The 23,467-nt window shown below is 41.6% G+C and carries 14 protein-coding genes; 7 read left to right on the top strand and 7 right to left on the bottom strand.

Features of this window, described 5'->3' with window-relative positions:
• Positions 1-1,374: a sugar porter family MFS transporter gene (locus tag DWX23_RS23295; protein ID WP_122376263.1), complete on the bottom strand. Its 1,374-nt coding sequence runs from the start codon at positions 1,372-1,374 to the stop codon at positions 1-3.
• A gap of 129 nt (positions 1,375-1,503) precedes the next feature.
• Between DWX23_RS23295 and DWX23_RS23290 the strand changes: the two genes are divergently transcribed.
• Positions 1,504-2,391, top strand: a complete 888-nt coding sequence (locus DWX23_RS23290) for an AraC family transcriptional regulator (RefSeq protein WP_122353545.1) — start codon at positions 1,504-1,506, stop codon at positions 2,389-2,391.
• A gap of 164 nt (positions 2,392-2,555) precedes the next feature.
• Here DWX23_RS23290 and DWX23_RS23285 read toward each other — a convergent pair whose 3' ends face one another.
• The 6 genes from DWX23_RS23285 to DWX23_RS23260 all read right to left on the bottom strand — a co-directional run bounded on the left by DWX23_RS23285 (position 2,556) and on the right by DWX23_RS23260 (position 12,786).
• Positions 2,556-3,899 (bottom strand): BT_3987 domain-containing protein, encoded by a 1,344-nt coding sequence (locus DWX23_RS23285; protein ID WP_122376262.1) that lies wholly within the window; start codon positions 3,897-3,899, stop codon positions 2,556-2,558.
• A gap of 36 nt (positions 3,900-3,935) precedes the next feature.
• On the bottom strand, positions 3,936-5,822 hold the full coding sequence (locus DWX23_RS23280) for a RagB/SusD family nutrient uptake outer membrane protein (RefSeq protein WP_122376261.1): 1,887 nt from the start codon (positions 5,820-5,822) through the stop codon (positions 3,936-3,938).
• Between the two features lie 22 nt (positions 5,823-5,844).
• Positions 5,845-9,240 (bottom strand): TonB-dependent receptor, encoded by a 3,396-nt coding sequence (locus tag DWX23_RS23275; RefSeq protein ID WP_122376260.1) that lies wholly within the window; start codon positions 9,238-9,240, stop codon positions 5,845-5,847.
• A gap of 142 nt (positions 9,241-9,382) precedes the next feature.
• Entirely contained in the window at positions 9,383-10,546 is a 1,164-nt protein-coding gene (locus tag DWX23_RS23270) for a FecR family protein (protein ID WP_122376259.1), read from the bottom strand.
• Between the two features lie 61 nt (positions 10,547-10,607).
• Positions 10,608-11,162, bottom strand: a complete 555-nt coding sequence (locus tag DWX23_RS23265; RefSeq protein ID WP_122376258.1) for an RNA polymerase sigma factor — start codon at positions 11,160-11,162, stop codon at positions 10,608-10,610.
• A gap of 295 nt (positions 11,163-11,457) precedes the next feature.
• On the bottom strand, positions 11,458-12,786 hold the full coding sequence (locus tag DWX23_RS23260) for a S41 family peptidase (RefSeq protein WP_122376257.1): 1,329 nt from the start codon (positions 12,784-12,786) through the stop codon (positions 11,458-11,460).
• Positions 12,787-13,102: 316 nt separating this feature from the next.
• Here DWX23_RS23260 and DWX23_RS23255 point away from each other — a divergent pair, with 316 nt between their 5' ends.
• From DWX23_RS23255 to DWX23_RS23230, 6 genes are all read left to right on the top strand, one after another.
• On the top strand, positions 13,103-13,666 hold the full coding sequence (locus DWX23_RS23255; protein ID WP_122376256.1) for an RNA polymerase sigma-70 factor: 564 nt from the start codon (positions 13,103-13,105) through the stop codon (positions 13,664-13,666).
• Positions 13,667-13,759: 93 nt separating this feature from the next.
• A complete protein-coding gene (locus DWX23_RS23250; protein WP_122376255.1) occupies positions 13,760-14,725 on the top strand; it encodes a FecR family protein in 966 nt (321 codons plus the stop codon).
• A gap of 169 nt (positions 14,726-14,894) precedes the next feature.
• Entirely contained in the window at positions 14,895-18,272 is a 3,378-nt protein-coding gene (locus DWX23_RS23245; RefSeq protein WP_122376254.1) for a TonB-dependent receptor, read from the top strand.
• Positions 18,273-18,301: 29 nt separating this feature from the next.
• A complete protein-coding gene (locus tag DWX23_RS23240) occupies positions 18,302-20,023 on the top strand; it encodes a RagB/SusD family nutrient uptake outer membrane protein (RefSeq protein ID WP_122376253.1) in 1,722 nt (573 codons plus the stop codon).
• A 34-nt stretch (positions 20,024-20,057) separates the two neighbouring features.
• Entirely contained in the window at positions 20,058-20,519 is a 462-nt protein-coding gene (locus DWX23_RS23235) for a hypothetical protein (protein WP_122376252.1), read from the top strand.
• Positions 20,520-20,627: 108 nt separating this feature from the next.
• Entirely contained in the window at positions 20,628-23,291 is a 2,664-nt protein-coding gene (locus tag DWX23_RS23230) for a beta-galactosidase (RefSeq protein WP_122376251.1), read from the top strand.
• The last annotated feature ends 176 nt before the right edge of the window (positions 23,292-23,467 follow it).

Here is a 23,467-nt window from a genome sequence, read left to right as displayed (position 1 = left end):
TTATTTTGTTAATTCTTTTTCCAGTTCTTCCAGAGTTTTTCCTTTCGTTTCAGGAAGTTTTGCACGGATAAACAGAAATCCGCCCAGACAGATAAGGCCATACAGCCAGAAAGTACCCGAAGCACCCACCACCTCATTCAGTATCGGGAAGGTATATGTCAGCAGGAAACAGGCCACCCAAAGGAAGAAAGTAGAGATCGCCATGGCCATTCCGCGTATCCTCACCGGGAATATTTCGGAAAGAACCACCCAAACAACCGGCGCCAGCGACATCGCATAGCAGGCTATCGCCATCACTACCAGCAGAAGCATCGGCCAACCGCTCATTTCCAGGAAGTAGCAGGTTCCCAATATGGCATAGATGATAGCCAGCCCCGCCGAACCGACAAACATCAGGGTACGTCTACCCCATTTATCCACAGTGTAAATGGCTACGAAAGTAAAGATCACATTGGTCACTCCTGTCACTACAATATTCATCAGCACATCGGAAACGGCATAACCGGCTTCCGAGAAGATCTCATGTGCATAGTTAAAGATCACATTAATACCACACCATTGCTGGAAGATCGCCAGAACGATCCCGATCACCAGCACATTACGGACACCCGGTTGCAACAGGGCACCCCAGTTCGCTTTTTCTTCTTTTTTACCGGTCAGTTGAGCCAGTTCATTCAGCGTCTGATCAGCATATTGCTCACCACCGATACGCGACAGGATGGTTCGTGCCTGCGCCGTCTTCTGTACGGTAGCCAGCCAGCGCGGGCTCTCCGGAATAATAAACGAAAGGACAAAGAATAATCCTGCCGGAATCAGTTCCGCCCAGAACATCCACCGCCATGCCCATTCGATACTATTATCTGTCAACGTTTCACCGCCCTGTGTAAAATATTCACCAATCTGCCAGTTTGCCAACTGCGCCATCAGGATACCTAAAACGATTGTCAGCTGATTCAGGGAAACGAATTTTCCCCGAACAGAAGCCGGAGCGACCTCTGCAATATATACCGGCGAAACATTCGAAGCAATCCCGATACCGAACCCGCCTATTATACGGTAAATGATAAACCAGGTAAAACTATCGACCGCTCCTGTCCCATAAGCAGACCATACAAAAAGAAAAGAAGCGATGATCAACATCTTTTTCCGTCCATACTTATCACTCCATTCACCGGACAGTAATGCACCGACCAGGCAACCGATCAAAGCACTGCTCATAGCCCACCCACGAAGAGCAGCAGAGCCTTCCAATCCAAAGAACGGTTCATAGAATATCTTTGCGCCACCGATCACCACCCAGTCGTAACCGAACAGCAATCCTCCCATGGCTGAGACAAGACAGATAAGTAATAAATAAGCAGTTGTTCGCTTCATGACAATAGAATTAAAGTTATGGTGCAAAGAAACAGTCTTTCCGTAAATAGTGAAATAGATAAAACAGACTTAAAGATGGACAATTTTACGATTTAATTATATCTTTGCAACATTAATCTATCTGATACCATGATCAAACGAAAAGACGGTTTTAGCGGTGAACGGGCACTTGTGCTCCCTTTGTCAGTCGTACAGGAGATGGAAAAGGATGCACTTTCCTCGATCCTGCATATTACGGATATCGGTTATTATCCGAAAGCTCTGCACCATTTCCGGGAACGTACGGAACCTATCAGTCAGTTTGTCTTTATCTATTGTATAGAGGGAGCAGGATGGTTCCGTGTCGGGGAGCAGGAATATGCGGTAAAAGCCAATCAATATTTCATACTGCCTGCCGGAGCTCCGCACGCTTACGGTTCGGACGAAAACAATCCCTGGACAATTTACTGGATACATTTCAAAGGGAAGCTGGCCTCTTACTTCGCCGGACAGGCTGCCCGCCCGATAGAAATTAAACCGAGTGTCCAGTCGCGTATCAGTAACCGGAACGATCTTTTCGAGGAGATATTCCGCACGCTGGAAATGGGATATAGCCATGAGAACCTTCTTTATGCTTGTTCCGCATTTCACTATTATCTGGGTTCTTTACGTTACCTGCAACAATATCGCGAAGCCGTCCGTACCGAATCCGACACAAACGATATCGTAACAGCCGCTATCCATTATATGAAAGAGAATCTGGAAAAGAAACTGACATTAGCAGATCTGGCAACCCATATCGGCTACTCCCCCTCTCATTTCTCCGTTCTGTTCAGTAAACGTACCGGTTATGCCCCGTTGACTTACTTCAACCAACTAAAGATACAGCAAGCCTGCCAGCTCCTGGACTTTACAGATATGAAGGTCAATCAGATATGCTATAAGATAGGAATAGAAGACACCTATTATTTCTCCCGGCTGTTCAGCAAGATAATGGGGATGTCGCCGAGGGATTACAAGAAGCAGAAGAAAGGGTAAGATATTCCTGATGATAAAACAATATTAAAGTGCCAAATATCAATTACATTTATGACACGATGATCTTTATCATATATCCTATTGATGAAAAAGCGGAAGTATGAAAACTAATCATTCATACTTCCGCCTTTTGTTATTAAATATTTATACCAGGAAAGTAAAGTCTAAAAGACCTTCATTCCAAATTCACTCCATACAAAGTAATTACCACCTGATGCATTTTCCGGAACTGAGAAACGAATAATCTTAAATGGTTTTCCTACCATAATCTTCGAATTATAAGTTTCTTTACCACCGGTCGGCAGTCCGTCAGTCAATGTGCTTATCTGATTAAAAGATACGCCATCCAAACTTCCTTCAATAATGATTTTTACAGGTGCTGCACTACCATTTGCCGAACGTGTCGTATAATAGAAGTTAAACGCCGTGGTCTCAGTCGGCAAGGCAACCTGAAGATAATGCGTACCTTCAACAGCAACGCTCCAGGCAGAATGGAAGTAAGTCTCCACATCTCCGTCTAACAAATTTGCCAATGCACCTTCCGACGGCTCAACAGCATTCGAAGAAAGCATACCGGCAGTCAATTCCACTTTCTTCAATTTGCTTTCGTCCGGTACATATGAAATACCATATAAACAGGTATTCTTAGTATCGTCAATAACAAATCCCTCCTTCGAACAACCAGCCAACCGTAACGGCAGAACAAAATTTCCATATTCCAGCTTTGTACGGTCTACCGTTATTTCCAGATCCTTCGAATTATCGTCGGGAACAAACGATACGGCTCCATCACCGCTTAATGAATATACACTTCCGGGTAAAATCGAATAATTGGTATCATTCTTCTTGTTATATTCCTCCAGCAAAGATTCGTCAACCGCAACCGTACAATCGAATGTCCATTTACTTGCCATCGGTATAGAGACCGGTAATGTAAACTTAGCCTGTGCATCTCCTTCGTCGGTAAACGTATTCGAAACAAAACCAGTCTGACCGAAATAAACGGAAGGTATCATTACGGAAGGTACCAAAATAATCTTATCTTTTTCCGAATTGATCGAATCGGCTACATTCACCAAAGAAACAGGCAATACATATTCCTTACCGGCAGGCAAGTCATAAATAAGATCTGTCTTGAAAACAATGTTTGCCATTTTATACAAATTGTCCGAATCGAATACCAATTGGTTGTCTGCAAGTTGGTAACAATTCTCCGGCAGTTTAACGAAAGAAGTTCCGTTCTGTACGTTATATGCCTCCAAAGCCGCATCATCCAGCACTGCCACCTCTACTTCCGTCGTACTCGAACGGTCTGAGCCTGATTTATTAACCGTCAGTTGATACGCTGTATCTTCGCCGGTTTTATATAATGTTAACGGCATTTCCCCGCTGTTTCTAAAATAGAGGATCGTACTATAGTCGCTCAGAAATTCATCTTTTTGATCTTCACATGCCATGAAACCAGCAGTCAAAGAGAATAGAAGCGATATCATTAAAATCTTTTTCATAAATAATTCTTTTTAGATTCGTAAGAATTGGTTCTATTACCAACCATAATTCTGGGTTAACAATTTATTCCTATCCAACTCGCTCTGTTTGAAAGGATACAAATAATGATTGTCTTCAAACACACGTGTTTCGAAAACTGTTCTTTTCCAGAATCCGTCGGGCGTATCATCCCCGCTACCGAGGATTTGTGCATTCATACCATACATCGGACCCCCGTCTACCTCTTTGGCAATCATCCATGTACGGGTATCGAAATAGCGATGGTTTTCAAAAGCAAGTTCCAACCGGCGTTCGATGCGACAGTATTTGATCAACTCATCCGTCGATGCAGTAGGATAAACATCCGTAATGGAAGGCAATCCGACACGATCGCGCAAGTCTGCCCACAATTCCATCGCTTGCACTTCATATCCGGCAGGCATAACCACATTCCGTTTTTTGCATTCAAGCACCGCTTCAATAAAATTAAGATACATTTCGGCAAGACGGAAAGTAGGAAATACGATATTTCCCCATTGACCGCTGGCAGAGTTGAGCGTATGATCATAAAAACGGTTGACCAGATAACCCGATTTAGGATAGTCGTGCGACTTATTACTGTTGGCTCCCTTGGCAAATGAAATCAATGTCCGGCTGGAACCGTGGTGCCACCAGTTGCCTCCGAAAAAGACGGATACATAAAAACGAGGTTCACGGTCTTTATACATATTCGGTGCAGTCAGATCATATTCGCTGGCGCCTGCCCAAGCCGGATATTTCCAGGTAGTCTTTTCAAATTCATCTTCCTGATAACCGGATTGTTTATCGATCACCGGAGCGTCTCCGTTATATCCCGTAATCGGATAACGACCATTCGCCATTGCATAGGCATCCACTTGTTGCTGTGTCGGTCCAACGCCACCGTAAGCAGTTCCGGAAATGCCGGTCGGAACCGTATGTACTCCTACCTGATAACGTCCTTTATATCCGGTAGACCAGATAAGTTCGGAATTCCAATATTCCTGTATAATACCATTATAATTGGCATATGGATCAGAACCGTCGCCTGCACGATACAGCTTATACATCGGATTATCGATCAGTACCTTAGCAGCTTTAGCAGCTTCCAGCCATTTGTTTGCATCATAATTCTGGGGGAACAGGGCAACACCCGACAACTCCGGAAATTGTTCGCTTACCGGATTCTTCACCGATGCGTAAAGTTTATTTCCATTAAACAGATCACGTGCCGAATAAAGCTTCAACCGGGCAATGACTGCCTGACAAGCACCTGCCGTAGCCAATCCTTTTTCCGCATCCGAATAATCAGCTTGCATAGCCGGATCGGCGATACATGCTTCCATTTCACTAACCACATAATTCACGCATTCTTCCCATGTATTACGGGGACGATAAAGCGCTTCGGTCGATGCCGTGAAGTCTAGCAATTCGTCGCCTAACAGAAAGACCGGTCCGTAGATACGCATCATCAGAAAATAATAGTACGAACGGGCAAACCGGCTTTGCACTTTCCACTGGGCCAGCTCTTCTTTCGTTATGATCGGATCGGAACACCGATCCACATTCTGCATAAAAATATTACACTCACGAATCCCTTTATAATAGAAATCCATTTTATAATAAGGAACACTGCTGGCATTCCATGAACCGAAATTGATCCAACGCGACTCACGATCGTAAGTAACCGTACCTTCGTCAGAAGCTGCAAGCCAAGGAGAATTGGTAAAATCACCGGTATCATCAGGCAGAAAACTCATGGAATTCAGCCAATACTTTTGAGTATCGTTGCGGGTCTCCCATATCTTATCGAATGTTAATTTTTCATCTTCCTGCCTGTCCAGAAAATCTTCACAAGAGGTAAGGAGCATTGCTCCTGCCGCCAAACAAATGAATTGAAAAGAAGTTTTTATCGAGACTTTCATATATATATCTTTTTAAAATGGATTAGAAATTAGCATTTAAACCTATGGTAACAACCCGGTTAGGAGGGTAACCAGAGCCGTCGCCATTCCCTTTTTCGGGATCCCACAGTTTGAATTTACTAAATGTCAGCAAGTTATTACCCGAAAGATAAAAACGCAACGACTTTATAAACGTTTTATTCATCAATTCTTTCGGCATTGTATATCCTACTTCGAAATTCTTCAGACGCAGAAAACTACCGTTACGCATCCACCAGTCAGAAGTCTGGGAATTATTGGATGATCCGGCAGCACCACTCCAACTCAACCGGGGATAAATCGAACCAGCATTTTGTTCAGCCGTATTTTCCAGGCGCCACACATTGTCGTAAACATCTTCATTGATAGCGGAACGTTCCATATTCCCCTGACTGAAAGGTGATTTAATGGTAGAACCGTCTAAAAAGAAGTTCACATGGCTCACTCCTTGAAAAAATACATTCACATCCCAATTCTTCCATTGTGCAGTAGCACCGAAACCATATATTATCTCCGGCAAGTTCGTGTAGCCCATAGCTATTTTGTCTTGCGAATCGATCTGGCCATCCCCGTTGATATCCTGATATTTGATATCACCTACCCGATACTCACCGAAGGATTGTTTCGGACTATTGTCTATCTCTTCCTGACTTTCGAAAAGACCCAAGGAAACCAATCCGAAAGGTTGTAAATTTCCACCCGAACCGAATGGTTTTCCAACACGATTCTGATACTTATATTCCCAATCCGGTTCGTCGTTATTCAGCAACTTATTCCGGTTGTAAGTAAAGTTGGTGCGCCCGGTCAAATAGACATCCCCGACCTTCTGCGAATACTCGGCCGTACCGTCGAATCCCTGATTCATCGTTTCGCCGATGTTGGTATAAGGAATGACCGACAAGCCGACAATGGCAGGCAAACCAGCTCGCTGAAGGAAGATACCGGTACGTTTCTCATGGAAATAATCAACCTGCACTCTCAGTTTGTTGAACAATGAAAATTCAACACCGACGTTCATCTTTGCCGCTTCTTCCCAGGAAGCAGATAAGTTTTCCACATCCCCTACACGGATCCCATCGCCTCCGTTAGCTCCGGCAGAGCCATAATTCCACTGGCCTCCTCCGGCATCTTTCCCGACAAGAATAGTCGATTCGTATACCCAGCGGCGTTCTCCGCCAATATCATCGTTTCCGACTATACCATACGATCCTTTCAACTTCAGCATATCGACCACTTTGGTCAATGGCTGGAACCATTTCTCGTTCGACACCATCCACCCGATAGCACCGGCAGGGAAGAAGCCAAACCGGTGTCCTCGGGCAAAATTCTCCGAACCATTGTAACCGATATTCACTTCGCCAAAATAAGTGTCATTGAAAGCGTAGGTCACACGTCCGGCAATACCCTGGTTCTTATAAGGTAATGACTTGAATTTGTCTGCCTCCTGCGTACGTGTATGTATTTTATGGTTATAAAGGAACAAAGCTCCTACACGATGTTTCTCAGCAAACAGATGGTCATAATTCAATGAAGCCTCCATGTAAGTAGTCATCGTTCCGTCACGTGCAATGCTATAAGCCAACTCCCCGCTACCGGTACGGATAGGCGAACCGAAAATAAGATTTCCATCGGCATCTCTTCCGGTTGCATGATACTGGGTCGGCTCTTTGCTTCTACGCTGTGTCGTCGTATTCCACGCATCCCATGAGAATTTAAAATTACCGGTCAATCCTTCCAATGGTTCCCACAAAGCACCGATATCCTGGGTCAGTCCGATCAGAGATTGCGAAGAATTCCAGAATTGTTCGCGATACCCTGAGTGTACAAGCATGTTCCACGGGTTAAATCCCGAATCAGTAGACGGACCGGCAATCGTCCCATCCGAATATTCAACAGGAAATGCGTTAGGCGATGTCATATAAGTATACGACCAGATTCGATCGTTGTTTTTCTCATCATCACCCGGGGCGAACGATTTCTCATATATATTTGCCAGATTAAGATTCAGCGTCGTACTTTTGGTTAATGCCAGATCCACATTGGCACGGAAGTTAAACTTGTCATAATGGACGGACGAATTATAATCGTACAAATTGCCGGCACTTTTGAAAATAGAACTTTCATTATAAAAAGAGCCTGAAATATAATATTTCACAATATCGGTTCCTCCCGTGATACTCAGGTTAACCCGCTGATTGGATGCCAGATCATTATATAAAGCATCGAGCCAGTCGACATTCGGATAAAGATCAGGATCGGCATTGGTACGATATTTCTCGATTACCTCCGGCGAGTAATAACCAGGTTGAATGTCATTGTACAAATCAGCCCATTGTGCGGAGTTGATCATCTTGGGCATTTTCGTCGGGCTGGTGATACCGGCTTCGGCACGTACGTTGATAACCGGCTTCCCTACATTTCCCTTTTTTGTAGTAATAAGAATAACACCATTTGCTCCGCGTACACCATAAACGGCAGAAGCAGATGCATCTTTCAGAATGGAGAAAGAGGCAATATCGTCGGTATCCACCAAATCCAGTTCACGTTCGATACCATCCACCAATACCAAAGGAGTAGAAGTACCTTTAAAAGAGGATACACCACGAATATAAAAATCGGCAGCACTGCTCTTCCCCGGTTCTCCCGAACGGCTCATTGCAACAACACCAGCCAGCTGTCCGGCCAACACATTCGAAATAGATGCCCCCGGAACTTTCAGGTTCGCCACATCCACTGTAGAAATAGCTCCGACAACACTTTCTTTCTTCTGACGGCCGTAACCGACAACAACCACTTCTTCCAGCACTTCGTCGTCGGCAACCAAGGTTACATTGATAGTTGTCTGATTGCTTATGGCAATATCCACACTCTTCATCCCCATATAAGAGAAGGTAAGAACTCCACCGACTCCATCTACTTTAATCTCATATTTGCCATCGATATCGGTCACAGCCCCGGTTGAACTGTTCTTCAGCCAAATATTGGCACCAATCAAAGGTTCACCGGTTTCATCGGTAATAACACCGGTTACCGTTATACTTTTCTTTTGAGAAACAGCAGGTAAAGAAACAGGGCCGGAGATCGCTTTTCTTTTTACCACTACCTGATTACCATTTATCTGATAAGTTAATTCAGTCTTCTCAAACAGCGGATTAAGTATTTCTTGTATAGAACCTTTTACAACTCCAGTTTGTATTTTTCTATTCAACTCGCTTTTAATCTCATCGGAATAGAAAAACACATAACCGGTCTCGGTTTCTATGTATTTAAGAATGTCCAGCATAGTAGACTGTTTTTGCTCCAGTATTTGTTCTATCGAAATAGACGAATCATTATTTGCGTAAGCACAGGTTATACCCATACTCAACAGTAATACAATTATATGTCTGACTTTTTTCATACATTTGTATGTCTTTAGGTTTTTCATTTTTAATTGGAAAATTTAAATCTCTGATAAGTCCGGACGATCTTGCCCATCGTTCGGGCTTTTAATTTCTTGTGTTTTTCATATTTTATATTCCATAGGCGACTCTTTTAAGTTATTATTCTATTATTAATGTATTTGATTCAAAGCGATAACGAACACCATAAAGCATTGAAAAAGTTTCCATAACCTGTTCTATATTATCAAACAAGACAAGTTTGCCGGAACTAGACCGCCCTGCAATAGCAGGAGCACATTGAATTTGTACATTATAGTAACGGCTTAAACGCATCAGGATATTTTCCATTGTTTCTCCTTTAAACTGAAGTAACCCATCTTTCCAGGAAATATAATCATATACGTCAACCTCATCTATCCTATTTCTACCCGCCACGAAAGTCAGTTTCCGGTCAGGCGTCAGTTGTATTTTTTCATGTTCCACCGTTTCTACCATTACGCTACCTTCGGCCAATACAACCGAACTTTCCTGTTCCTCTTTATAAGCCGAAATATTAAACTTGGTTCCCAGCACATTAACGACAAAACGGTTCGTCTTTACATGAAAAGGGATATTGCTTTTTGCCACTTCAATATAAATCTCTCCTTCCATTTCAATTGAACGAAGCGACGCTTCAAATTGAGAAGGGAAACGTAAGATACTACCCGAATTCACCCAAACTTTCGATCCGTCTGGCAATAAAAGCGATGAACGACGTCCATTAGGAACGACCAATGTGTTCATTGTAATATTTTCTAGATCATCTTCAGTGATTTTTTTTGTGATAATCCGCTCTTTTTCTTTAGCTTTTACTGTAATTCCGGAATTATAAGCAATCAAAGCATTATCTTCCACCTGCACTTTTTCCTGGGTATCCAGAATCAAAGTTACTTCGGTTTGGACACAGTCAACGACCATATCCGTATCAGACAACCAACTGTTGTTTAAAAATTGAAAACCGACAACACTACCTAATAGTACGACAACACAAGCAGCAACGTAGCGCATAAATATCAGGCGTTTTCTGGCACGTCTTTTTTGCATGCTTACCTCCAACCGTTTCCAGAGTTGTTCTGTTTTATCCGCCGGAACAGTAAAATCATTCATGTGGGTCGACTTCAAAGCAAGGCGTGCCTGATCAACAGCTGATTGTTTTTCCGGATACTTTTCTAACCAGGAACGCCAGACCGCGTCCAACTCTTCAGTAGGAGCCATACACCACATGATAAAATCAGGATCATGTAGTAATTTATATGTTGTTTCTGATATCTTCTTATCGCTCATTTACGAATTCTTTTTATACGTTATTTTCTATACATACGCACAAAAAGGATAAATGACCCCATTAAAAAGAAAAAAAATGCTTCGATAAAAATAAATAAAATAATACGGGGAGATATTTTTCACGGATACGGTCAATCGCGCGATAGATCAGTTTACGGGTTCCTTTAGTCGTAAGTCCAAGCAAAACAGCAATTTCATCATATTCCAGTTCTTGCATAAAGTGTAGATAGATTGCCTCCCGCTGACGTCCGGTAAGGCATTGCATCATATTTTCTATTTGTTCGGTTATCTCTTTCCGCTCTTCCTCTTCTTCAATAAGCTCCAAACCGGAAATGGATATCCGGAAATTATAATCATCTGAGATTAGTAGTTCTTCATAATCTACATCTTTTCTTTTTTGAGAGATATACCGATTCTTCAAACAACATAAAAGATAATATTTTTCATGTTCTCCTTCGGATATTTCATTCTGATGTTCAAAAAAATGCAAAAAGACATCATGAATAAGATCATACAATGTATCCTCATCCACACCTAGTGCCCTACCGTATGAATACATTTGGTCAATGTATTTCTCATATAGCACTTTGTAATTGCTCTGTTTGTTTTTCAACATCACTTCCTTGTTTTTATACGATAGATAGTGGATACTTAGTTCATACAGAACTATTATCTATGTGTAAAAAAAACAAGTATGATAAGTAAAAAAGTAGAGCTAAAATCATTAAAAACCAGGACAACACCATGTTCCTACTGTATAAATTCACCTTCTGTAGGAATAATTCTCACTTATTAAAGAGAATAATAGGTTTTATTTCTATTTTTGTGATCATTTTGAACTTAGTTCTGTATGAACTAAGTAATTTAACCGGATTTTCAGCGAACATAACACACTGTTTTACAGTAGCGTTTCACAATTTTTTATAGTTATTCACATTTAAGAATTCTTCTATAGAATAATAGATATCTGGTTGTATATACCCTTCCTCAAACAATGCCGAAGGCTCATAAAAAGTCTCCGTTGCCGGTATCTGGTACTGTATCTTTGAATTAGGCAAAGCACTTCGAATGACATTTCCGCAAATAGGATAATACTGTCCTGCCTCTTCTCCTACCAATACCGCAGCATGCGACTGTTTTATTGCCAGACAAAAGTGAGCTCCGGCTGAATAGGTATTATTCCCCATAATTACAAAGACTTTTCCCTCATAACCGGATTTGTTAGCCGGTACAGACTCTTCCATAAATGCGACACCCTTTTCCATTATAGGATTCCCAAATCTCTCCATCCAGTAGTTCTTTCCTGCTTTATCTTCACCAAAAACTTTCTTTATCAAATCAGATTCAAGATACTCTTCTATCCCTGATCGCTTACCTGTCATCCGTACTTTAGAAGTATACGAATCCGTTTTCAAATGACCTATGATGACAGAATTATTACCATCCGATCCTCCGCCATTATGTGTTACATCGATAAACAAATATTTTATATGCTTGCTTTTCAATTCACTAAAAAAGGTATCCACAAATCCCCGGTATTGCTTCACATTATCCTCCCCATAGATCTCACAAGTATTATAATAAAGAACTGCAATAGAATCCTCCGGATGAAAAACAGCAGCATACGGCTTGGAATACACAGAATCATTTATTATCCTATGAGTATCAACGCAAATAGTCGTATCACGAGATCCGTTTGATGTTTTTACGACACCTGTATATGTCATTGTACTTTTGTTGGCAGGAGATAGTAATAAATTCAATAACAAATTCATATTTTCATTCCGAAACCTCGAAGGCTGATCCCACGGGATCATAGAATCTATATCCAAAGCCGTATAAGATGCAAAAGAGTCTCTTACAGCCAACAAAGTATCATTTTCCAACAACATCTGATCCCCCCGAAACTCAACAGCCGGGAAGCGATAACGCCCCAAATCGGAGAAAAACCCGAACACAGCGACATGTCCATCCAGAAATTTCCTGACCTTCATCAACCGCCACCCAAAATCTTCCCGTGCCATAGGCACAGAACACGATTCGATCATCTTTTTCTCTAACGTAACAAAAGTCATCGAATCATAACGTTGATACGGGTCCGGATGTATATCCCTGATCATATGAAAAAAGTACCGGATATCTTCTTTCATATCTCCCGGACTTAACCAATCTTTATCACTTCTGTCGGCACAACCAATAAAAAAGAATAATATTAAAATACCAGTTATTAAGTTTTTCATAATGACTTCGGATTACAACAAAGCACTTAATCTCCCCAAAGATATGGATATTTATCTCAATGACCTTCCTGAAACAAAAAATTACCTGTCTGATATGGTGCTTTACAATGGATATGCTGTATATTTGTACAAATCTTTTTTCCGTCTCACAACTGGGGAATGAAAAGATTACAGTAATGATATTCAATACGGGATCGAGAAAATAACCTTTAATTTGAAATTATTATGGGAGCTAAATACACGTTATACGAAACCCTAATGCCCATAAGGAATGGGAATACTCTATTATATGTACCCGTAACAGAAAGGAAGAAATATGAGTAACTTTTCAGGAACAGAGAAAAATACATTCTCGAAAATATACTTAGTGTATTTCCCAAAACTCGTACGTTTTGCACGGGAATATGTCATTTCGACCGAAGATGCCGAAAACATCGTACAAGATACTTTCATGTATTTGTGGGAACACCGGGACATGCTGGATTCCCTGACAAACCTCAACGCCTTCCTGTTTACACTGGCTAAAAACAGATGTATCGACTTTTACCGCCACAAAACATTCATAGATAGTAAAAAAGAATCACTGGATAATCTGCAGGAAAGAGAATTAAAATTAAAAATGGAAGCGTTGATGCAATTCGATGAAAACATTTTTACAGAAAAAGAAATAGAAGATCTATTGGCTAAAGCCATCGAACACCTGCCGGAAAAATGCCGGCAGGTGTTCATTCTGAGCAGAATGAATGGACTAAAGTATGAGGAGATAGCCACACAACTGGATATATCCGTACATACCGTGCAAAACCATATTGTAACCGCTATCCGTAAATTGAAAGTAGAATTGAAAGACTACCTCCCCCTGTTCATTTTCATCATCTAAAATCTTTCTCAAAAAAAATTTATTTTTTTCTGTTTTCGACTAGTAGATGGTCGGAACTTATCCGTCATATTAATAGAACAAGCACTAAATAGCATGAATGAACAACTAGATAAATATTTCCTCGGAGAACTTTCTGACACAGAAAAGAAAGAACTTCTTGATCAGATAGAATCCGACTCTGGTCATAAAGCTGAATTCATCCGTATGCAAAATACAATCACTATCTCAAAGCTGGGAGAACAAAAGGGAGACAATGAATGGGCCTCACAGAAAATGGAAGAACTGGGGAACCGGATCAACCGCCGGCAAATTCGCAAACTTTATCTTAATCTGGCAAAATATGCAGCAGTCGTGGCTATTCTTTTCATCAATATCTGGCTGCTCGCCGATAAATTCATGCCGGAAGAAAAAGCCGTCCTTTATACTAAAATAGAAGTTCCTAAAGGGCAACGCATCTATATGACTTTCCAGGATGGGACGGAAGCATGGCTAAGTCCCCGGTCGGTTATCAAAATCCCGAATGAGTTCAGCAACGAAGAACGCACTGTGGAACTGGACGGCGAAGGCTTTTTCTCAGTTACAAAAGACGCTGAACGTCCTTTTATTGTCAAAACCAGACAATATGATATAAAAGTACTTGGTACCAAATTCAATGTATTTGCCTATTCGGAAAGCAATCGGTTTGAAACCAACCTGGTAGAAGGTCGTGTGCAGGTCATCAACAATGACAGGCCACAGGAAAGCATCATCCTGAAACCCAATGAAATGGCTTCTCTTTCCAATGGCAACCTGATAAAATCCATCGCTTCATTCGACAATGAAGAATACCTGAAAAGCGGAATATTCTACTTCAGTAATAAGAAATTCTCTGAAATACTGGATTATCTTACTTTGTGGTACAACGTAAAATTCACTATCAAAGAATCAGCCCGGATCGACCAGTACATATCCGGAAAATTCCGTCAGAGCGATGAAATAGAAAGGATATTGAAAGCCCTGCAAGGAGTGCATCATTTCCAATACAAAATAGTCAACAATGAAGAGATAGATATATTCTAATACATAAGTATTCACTTCTAAATATAATGCCTATGAAATAAAAAATCAAATCATTCTACAGGAATGGTATAAAAAGGGGCAAGTGTTACCAGCACCTACCCCTAAGTCAATACCTTCCTTTTTTCATGTATTCCACAAACATTTAAAAACAGTATTAACTTTTAAAGCTATGAGCAAAGTTATGAAAAAAAACTTATTGCTATTGTTCAATCGTGTCAATTATATTGAATTAAAGCATACAATTCGTATTATGAAAATAACGACAGTTCTCACATTAATTGCAATTTTCCAGCTAAGCGCCACTGCTTTGCATTCCCAAAATGCCAAAGTGAGCATCAGCAAGAATAATCTGCCACTCAAGGAATTTATCCATGAGATAGAGAAACAGACCGATTATCTTTTCATGTACAGCGAAAAAGAGATCGATCTGCAGGAACAGGTACAAGTCAAAGCAAAAAACAAACCTGTTTCAGAAGTACTGGAAGAGGCATTTGCCGACAGCCAAATCAAATATAACTTCAATGAAGGATATATTTCCCTGCGAAAAGCAGAAAAAAGATCAATCAATCAGGAAAAACGAAAAATATCCGGTATTGTTAAAGAAACAACCGGTACTCCTATTATCGGAGCGAATGTCGTAGTGAAAGGGACTACTATTGGTAGTGTCACAGATATAAACGGTCGTTTCACACTGGATGTTCCGGCAAACGCAACGCTTACTATTTCTTATATAGGCTATCTGGCACAGGAAATCACGGTCGGAAACAAATCGGATTTCTCTATCCTGTTAAAAGAGGATAGCGAAACATTGGATGAAATTATCATTATCGGTTATGGTACCACTTCTGCTAAAAAAATAGTTTCTGCCGTCACATCCGTAAAAGGAGAAACATTACAGGACTTACCTTTTCCGAACGTCGCATCCACCCTGCAGGGACGGGCTTCCGGTGTAATCATCCAGAACCAAGGCGGAGAACCGGGTAGTGAACCTAAAATATCCATTCGTGGCGGTGGTGATCCATTATATGTTATCGATGGTATCATTACCACAGATTGGGAGTTCAAAACATTGAACTCTGAAGACATTGAAAGCATCTCCATCTTAAAAGATGCTGCATCACTGGCTGTTTACGGTTCACGCGCAGCAGACGGTATTGTTCTGGTTAAAACCAAAGAAGGTAGAAAAGGCAAACGGTCAATAGTCTACTCTTTCAATGCACAGTACAGCCAGCCAACTGTTTTACCAAAGAAACTGGATGCTTACACATATGCAGATGTTCAGAACCAGGCAGCAATAGCAGACGGATACGGAGAATACCATCAATTCAGTAAAGATGAAATGGATGTTATCAGAAACCAGTCCGATCCTTACCTGTATCCGAATACAGACTGGTACTCGTTAGGATTGAAAAACTTTGCTCCGGAATACAGACATTCTTTATCTATGACAGGAAATCAAAAGGATGTTAATTACTACCTCTCATTAGGTCTCTTCGACCAAGGTAGTTTGTATACCTCTGATGCCCTGAATTATTCGAGATACAATCTCCGCAGTAATGTGAATACAACCTTTGAAGAAATCGGACTGAAAGTTGCTTTCAACATTAATGCAGCTATGGAGAAGAAAAAATATCCTTCATTTGCCGCCGATGGCATCTGGGATCACCTGAATGCCAAATCCCCGTTAGACCTCGCCTACAATGAAGATGGAACTTTAAGTACAGTATCTGACAACCCATTGATGGAAATGGATGAACGTTCCGGATATGATAAGAACAACGGGATGTACCTGAACACACAATTTGTTGCAGACTGGGCAGTACCCTGGGTGAAAGGATTATCACTCGGTTCTATGTTTTATTACCGTGTAAATTCAAGCCACTTAAAAAAACTTTCGGCCCGTGCTCCCCAATACGGTAAAGATGGAACGCAGTTGGAAGTGACAAAACCATCATTAAAGGAAGAAGCTTATTTCGGTGAATCTTACCAATTCGAGCTAAGCGCAGCTTTCCAGCGTACCTTCGCCAGCGTACATTCAATCGATGCCAAAGCCGTATTTACAGTAGCAGAAAATACCGGACACAATTTCTGGGCTTCCCGCAGAGACTATCTGTCAACCACCGTCGATCAACTATTTGCCGGCTCCAGCACAACCATGCAAAATGCAGGGAACTCGGAAGAGGGCGGACGAATGGGATTGGTCGGACGTTTGAAATATGACTTCGCGAACCGTTATTATATCGAAGGAAGTTTCCGCTACGACGGTTCGGATAATTTCGCCCCGGGACACCGTTGGGGATTCTTTCCGTCAGTTGCTTTGGGATGGGATATTACGGAAGAACCTTTCTTCAAAAATCTTACCCCAAGAAATATCGACCTCTTAAAACTACGTGGTTCTTATGGACAAATGGGTACCGAAACAGGTGTGAACCGGTTCGGTTATCTGTCGACTTACAATATGGTTGAAAACGCAATCTGTATCGGTGGACAATTAGTATCCGGATTTAACGAGGGAGGACTGACATCTCCAGAACTATTAAGCTGGTATACACGTAATTCTTTAAACTATGGTATCGATGTAGCCTTCTTCAACTATCGGTTAAAAGGTTCCGCCGATTATTTCTTTTATGTAACCAAGGGGGGATTGGTTAGTCCGGAAGACCGTTACACGACTCCGCTGGGAACCAAATTGCCACAGATCAAGTCGAACAATGAACACCGTCGTGAAGGCTTTGAGTTATCTATGAGATGGAATGATAATATCGGTTCGGATTTCCATTATGAGATCGGAACAAACATGACCTATTATAACAATTTGTATGTGGTAAAACAGGAAGAGGCGTTGTCCACACTGATGAATCCGTATAAACGCAGTACACATCAGACAGATTATTACAAAGTCATACTTATTGACAACGGTTTGTATCAGTCGCCGGAACAGATATTAGGTGTACCGCGCAGGTTAGCATCTTCCGAAACAAAATTAGGAGATATCGTTTATCAGGATCTCAACGGTGACGGAAAGATAGATGCTGAAGACCAGATCCGTTACGGTATGCCCACTGCTCCTCATTTTACCTATGGTGTAGATTTTGTATTCTCTTACAAAGGATTTTCTCTATCCGGCCTGCTCTACGGAACAGGTAAACGTAATATGGAATTCGGAGTCAATACCAAAAAAGACGAATCCGTCCATGTGAAAAACGAATATCAACTGGATTATTGGAGAGAAGATAACAGAGACGCACTTTTCCCGAGAAAGTCGTTATCTTCAGGTGTCAACGGAGGAAACAATCAGGTAGAATCGAGCTTCTGGGTGAAAAATGCTTCATTCCTCCGTTTGAAAAACTTGTCACTATCTTATGATTTCAAATACAAGCTGCTGAAGAATGCAAACTGGCTCAGCATGTGCAGGGTAAACCTGACAGGAAGTAACCTCTTTACTATTTCCGGAGTTTCAGACTATTTCGATCCGGAAACGACTTCCACAAACGGAGGTTATCCGGTACAGCGTGTTTATTCTGTCGGTGTAACAGTCGGATTTTAATAAAGGTATAACAATTGAATTTTAATAATATGAAAAATATGAATATTAAAACAATATCAGTGGCCTTACTAATAGGGTGTACGGCTTGTAGTGACATTCTGGATAAAGGCCCGTTAGATAAATTCTCGGAAAACGATGTATGGGAAAGTGCGGAATTGGCACAAGCTTTCTTGTATCCCTCACTAAATTATGCCACCGGACAGTTGGTATGGAATGATAAATGGACGGACAATGATGTCATCCAGGATGACGGAGACGCTTCGAACGTAAATAAAGAACAGATCGACCGGTATCATAATGCCGGATGGAATCCGGATGGGAATATATACGGGAATATCCGGAAATGCAACCTTATGCTCCAGAAAATGGAAGAAAACACGACCTTCCTGGAGCAGGATAAAAATTACCTGATTGCACAGGCTAAGATGCAACGTGCCATGATCTACTTCAGCCGTGCCCGTTTGTTCGGAAAACTGATGATCGTAGACCGCGTACTCGACCCGGAAGAAAAGATGGAACTGCCCAGAACGGAAACGATCAAGGATACGTATGACTTCATACTGAAAGATTTGCAGGATGCAGCTGCCGAACTGCCCGCCTCCATTAAAAGCTCCGAGACAGGCATACTTACCCGAGGTGCAGCCTATGCATTAATGGCGGAAGTAGCACTTCACGGCGCAGCCTATATCGAATCCGGTCAGGATGAATACTACAACATTGCAAAGAAAGCCAGCGAAGATCTTTTCGCCCTCGGACAGTATGATCTGGATACCGATTACGAAAAAATGTTCAACGAATTCGATTATGCACTAGGTTCGAAAGAAATTATTCTGGCCCAATTCAGACATGAGAATAACACAAAGTTTGCAGATACCTGGATGCAGACATTGGTTCCGAATGTTAACAACGACAAACTAAAAGAATTCGCCAACCCCAAACTGAGCGACAGCTTTGAAGGCTGGATCGGAATGTTCCCTTCAGTCGACCTGGTAAACGAATACGAAGTCAGAGACACGGACGGAACAGCCAAGGACTGGAATCAAAGCAGTTTCTACAAAAGCTGGCAACAAAATGGCGGATATGTTTCGGACGCTATTTATAAGAACCGGGACAATCGCTTCTATGCAACTGTCGTACAAGACTCAAGCCGGTTTTTCAACAGCCTCGTAACGATGCGCACAAAAGGTAACATGCATTGGGACAGTAAAGCCGGAGGTGATTGGGGAATGGCTCTGAACGGATATGTTTATCGCAAAGGCATATATACGGCAAAACCGTTATTGAATTCGGACCCGACTTACTACCATTATGTAGTTCTGCGATTGGGACGCTCTTATCTGAACTATGCGGAGGTAATGTTACGCCAGGGCAACATCTCTACGGCAATTGAATATATTAACAAAACCCGTACAGTACATGGCGCGATGCCGGAACTACCTCTGAACTTGTCTTCAGAACTTGCCTGGAAAGCCTATAAACGTGAACGACGCATCGAGTTGGTACATGAAGGTGACAGATATTGGAGTCTATTGCGATGGGGAAAAGCCGATAAAAAAGATAAAGTGGAAGAATTGACAAAAGTTCATCACGCTATCAGTATTTCCGAAGATGGAAAGAATTTTGAAATTATCCCTTTACCCTATCAAACCTCTTTCAACGAACGTGTCTTTACAAAGAAAAGATATTTGTTCCCGGTTCCTGAAGGTGAAAGAGTAAACAACCCGTCTCTCGATCAAAACGAAGGATGGTAACCAATTATAAACATCTTATAAAACAACAAGAAAAATGAAAGCACTGTATAATTATTTAGTTCTACTTTTATTGATCGTCATAAACACATCTTGTCTGAAGGCCGGTTTGGACGACCTGGAAACGTACAATCAGAATGATATTACAAATATTCGTTTTGAATACAGATGGTGGGATGAGAGTGGTAAAAGACTCCGGGTAATAGAAATGGGTACGGAGAAGACAATCGACAATAATGCAAAAGAAATAGTCTGTTCGATCAAAGTACCTGATGCCACACAAACTTTTACAACCGAAATCAGAAATCAGGTTTCATTAAGCACCTTGGCAATCAATGTAGATGCATCCTCCTCTGCCCGTATCAGCCCGGTTGGTGGTGCCCCGGCCATGGGAACATTCCCCTCCGACTTTTCAGCAAAAGAATTTGTATATAAAGTTACAGCCGGAAACGGGGATGATGCAAACTGGACAATCAGGATTACGAATTTCGTAAAATAAGGAAATTTCGTAAAACATACTCTTTTAACTTTTTTCTGAAAGTTGGGTTAAGGAGGAGAAAAACACTTCCTTAACCCAACCTCTTAACTAAATTCAATATTATCGGGAATGAATAAAATACGCTTATTATCCTCATTTTCTCTTATCGCGGGAGCAATCTCCGCCCAACATACAATAGACTTGAGTAAAGTCTCCTCTCCAGCCGTCAACTACCTGCAAATGGGCCACTCCGGTCCTGTCGGAAAAGAGATTCGTATAAACAATCTATACATGGAAGAAAGCGGTATCCCGCAACTTCCCGTCATGGGGGAAATTCATTACAACCGGATGGATCAACGGTATTGGCGCGATGCTTTATTAAAAATGAAAGCATCAGGCATCGACATTGTAGCTACTTACTGCATCTGGTCTTTACACGAAGAATTCGAAGGTGAACTTTCCTGGGAAGGACACCTCAACCTCCGGCGTTTTGTTGAATTATGCAAAGAATTGGATCTGAAAGTGCATCTACGTTTCGGACCTTACTGCAATGCCGAAATAAAAAACGGAGGATTACCTGATTGGATTGTAGAAAATAAAAATCTTAAAACCCGCTCGAACGATCCGTTGTATCTGGAATATACACGCCGGTGGTACCAAGCCGTATATGATCAGGTAAAAGGTTTATTATGGAAAGATGGAGGTCCTATCGTGGCTCTCCAGTTAGAGAACGAATATGTAAAAGAAGGAATGATCGTTTCACATTTGCTCAATCTAAAAAAGATGGCTGTACAAATAGGATTTGACGTTCCTATTTATTCCATGACCCACTGGATGGACAGCGAATATCCGAAAGGAGAAATCGTTCCTTACGCCGGTTTCTATATTGAAGCTCCGTGGACAGCTTCGGGAAAGAATGAAATACCAACTTCCAATTTCGAATTTTTCACCTACAACCGTCTGTCGGATAATATAGGTACCGATATCATAAAAATAGAAGGAGAAGTAGAGTCTCTAAGCGGAGAAAATAACGACTCCCCTTTCTTCACATGTGAAATAGGTGTGGGAACGACTGCATTCTATCATCGCCGTGCTGTCGTTCCCGAAGAAATGGCTGGTGAAAATATAAACCTGCGTTTGGGATGCGGAGCCAATATGATGGGATATTATATGTATACCGGAGGCACTAACCCGGTCGGAAAATCAAGTACATACCAATCATCCGGTCCTCGTGTCAGCTATGACTATCAGGCACCCATCCGCGAATTTGGCACTTTGGGGACGGTCATGCAGGAAACAAAGAAATATAATTATTTCATGAACGATTTCGGTACGGCACTCGCTCCGGCTGTGGCTTATCTTCCTACCAGCAATCAGGACAGGAATAATTTGCAATGGGCCGTACGTCTGAATGAATCGGCTGGATACCTGTTCTGCTCCAATTATCTATATAAACACACCCGGAAGGATTATAAAAATGTTCAGTTTACCGTAAAACTGAAAAATGAAACCCTTCGTATACCGCGCAAAAAAGTAACCGTCAAAGGCGGAACTTATTTCCTGTGGCCATTCAACCAATCATTAAGCGATGTATTGTTGAAATACTCAACAACACAGCCGATCTGTTCCCTGGCAGAAGGAAACAACAATACTTATTTCTTCTTTGAAGACGACCTCATTCCAGGTGAATATTTTATTGACAACAAAGACATTCAGGATCTTAAAGTAAAAAACGGTACATTCAGAAAAGAAAAGAACGGCTATTTTATTGATCAACTGACACCAGGAAAAGAATGTACCATAGAAGTTACAAAAAACAACGGTGCAATAGTTCGTTTCGTCACTTTGACAGAAGAAGAGTCGGATCATATCTGGAAAGGTACGATAAAAGGAAAAGAGTTTGTAGTTATCAGCAACTCTTCATTGATATATGATAATGACAAAATCACGCTAATCGACGAGCGACCGTCGACAGAAGCCTGGATATATAAAAACGGCAACTTCATGTTGCAAACAAACCGGGCCACTCCACGGAATTTACAGGCTACAGTTCATCAGGTAACCCCTATGGAAAAAAGCCAGTGGATCCGTCCGGCGAAAGGGAATGCGGTAAAACGTTTATTCTCGCTGAAAACATTTTCAACGATAGAACGCGCTTATCTGCGTTACGCTTCTATCAACCCGGTTCATTGCAGGCTCAACGGCAAAGATGCGGAATCCACAAAAATGAAGGATTATTCCCGTGCAGATATAACGGCTCTGCTCCAAAAAGAAAATAATACGGTTGAATTTATTTTACCTGACGGCGAAGATGTAATCGCAGAGGTCGAAATCTTACTGAACAACGGAGAGCGTATTGTTTGGAATACCGATGTGACCTGGTTATCTTCGGAAAATAACCAACCGGTTATAACTGTTTCAGGTGGGAACACTCCTTCGGCTTTTGCTCCGGAAGAACACTTGGCGGTATATGAGGTAAAAGCCCCGACGGCAGTTTGCGGTGAAGAAGAAACACGCATGTACATTTCCTACAAAGGAGATGTTGCCAACGCATACCTGAACGGACATCTGACGGGCGACTCTTTCTACGACGGAACCGACTGGATCCTTAGCTTGAACCGTCTCAAAGAATCTATCGAAATCAACCCGATGGTTATCCGCATTGACGGTCTGAAATCGGCTGATGCCCCGATCTACTTTGAAAAAAATGTCGTACCGGCAGATTGTGTAATTCCGACAATTTCCGATATTCGGATTAAACAAGAATACCGTTTCGATTTGAAAGATGAATAACGACCGGAAATTATTAATTTAACAAATTGTCAATGAACCCTTACTCTCTGTGTCTTATATGCGAGAGTAAGGGTTCTTGCAAAAACTAAATCCAGCATTACACAAACCTTTGCATAGCTTTTTTCTCCTTTAAATCAGGGACAAACGATATATTTCACTATTTTTGAAAATTAAAA

Origin of the sequence: Parabacteroides sp. AF18-52, assembly GCF_003479145.1 — a bacterium.
Classification (GTDB): domain Bacteria; phylum Bacteroidota; class Bacteroidia; order Bacteroidales; family Tannerellaceae; genus Parabacteroides; species Parabacteroides faecis.
This window is presented reverse-complemented; position numbering and strand designations above follow the sequence as displayed.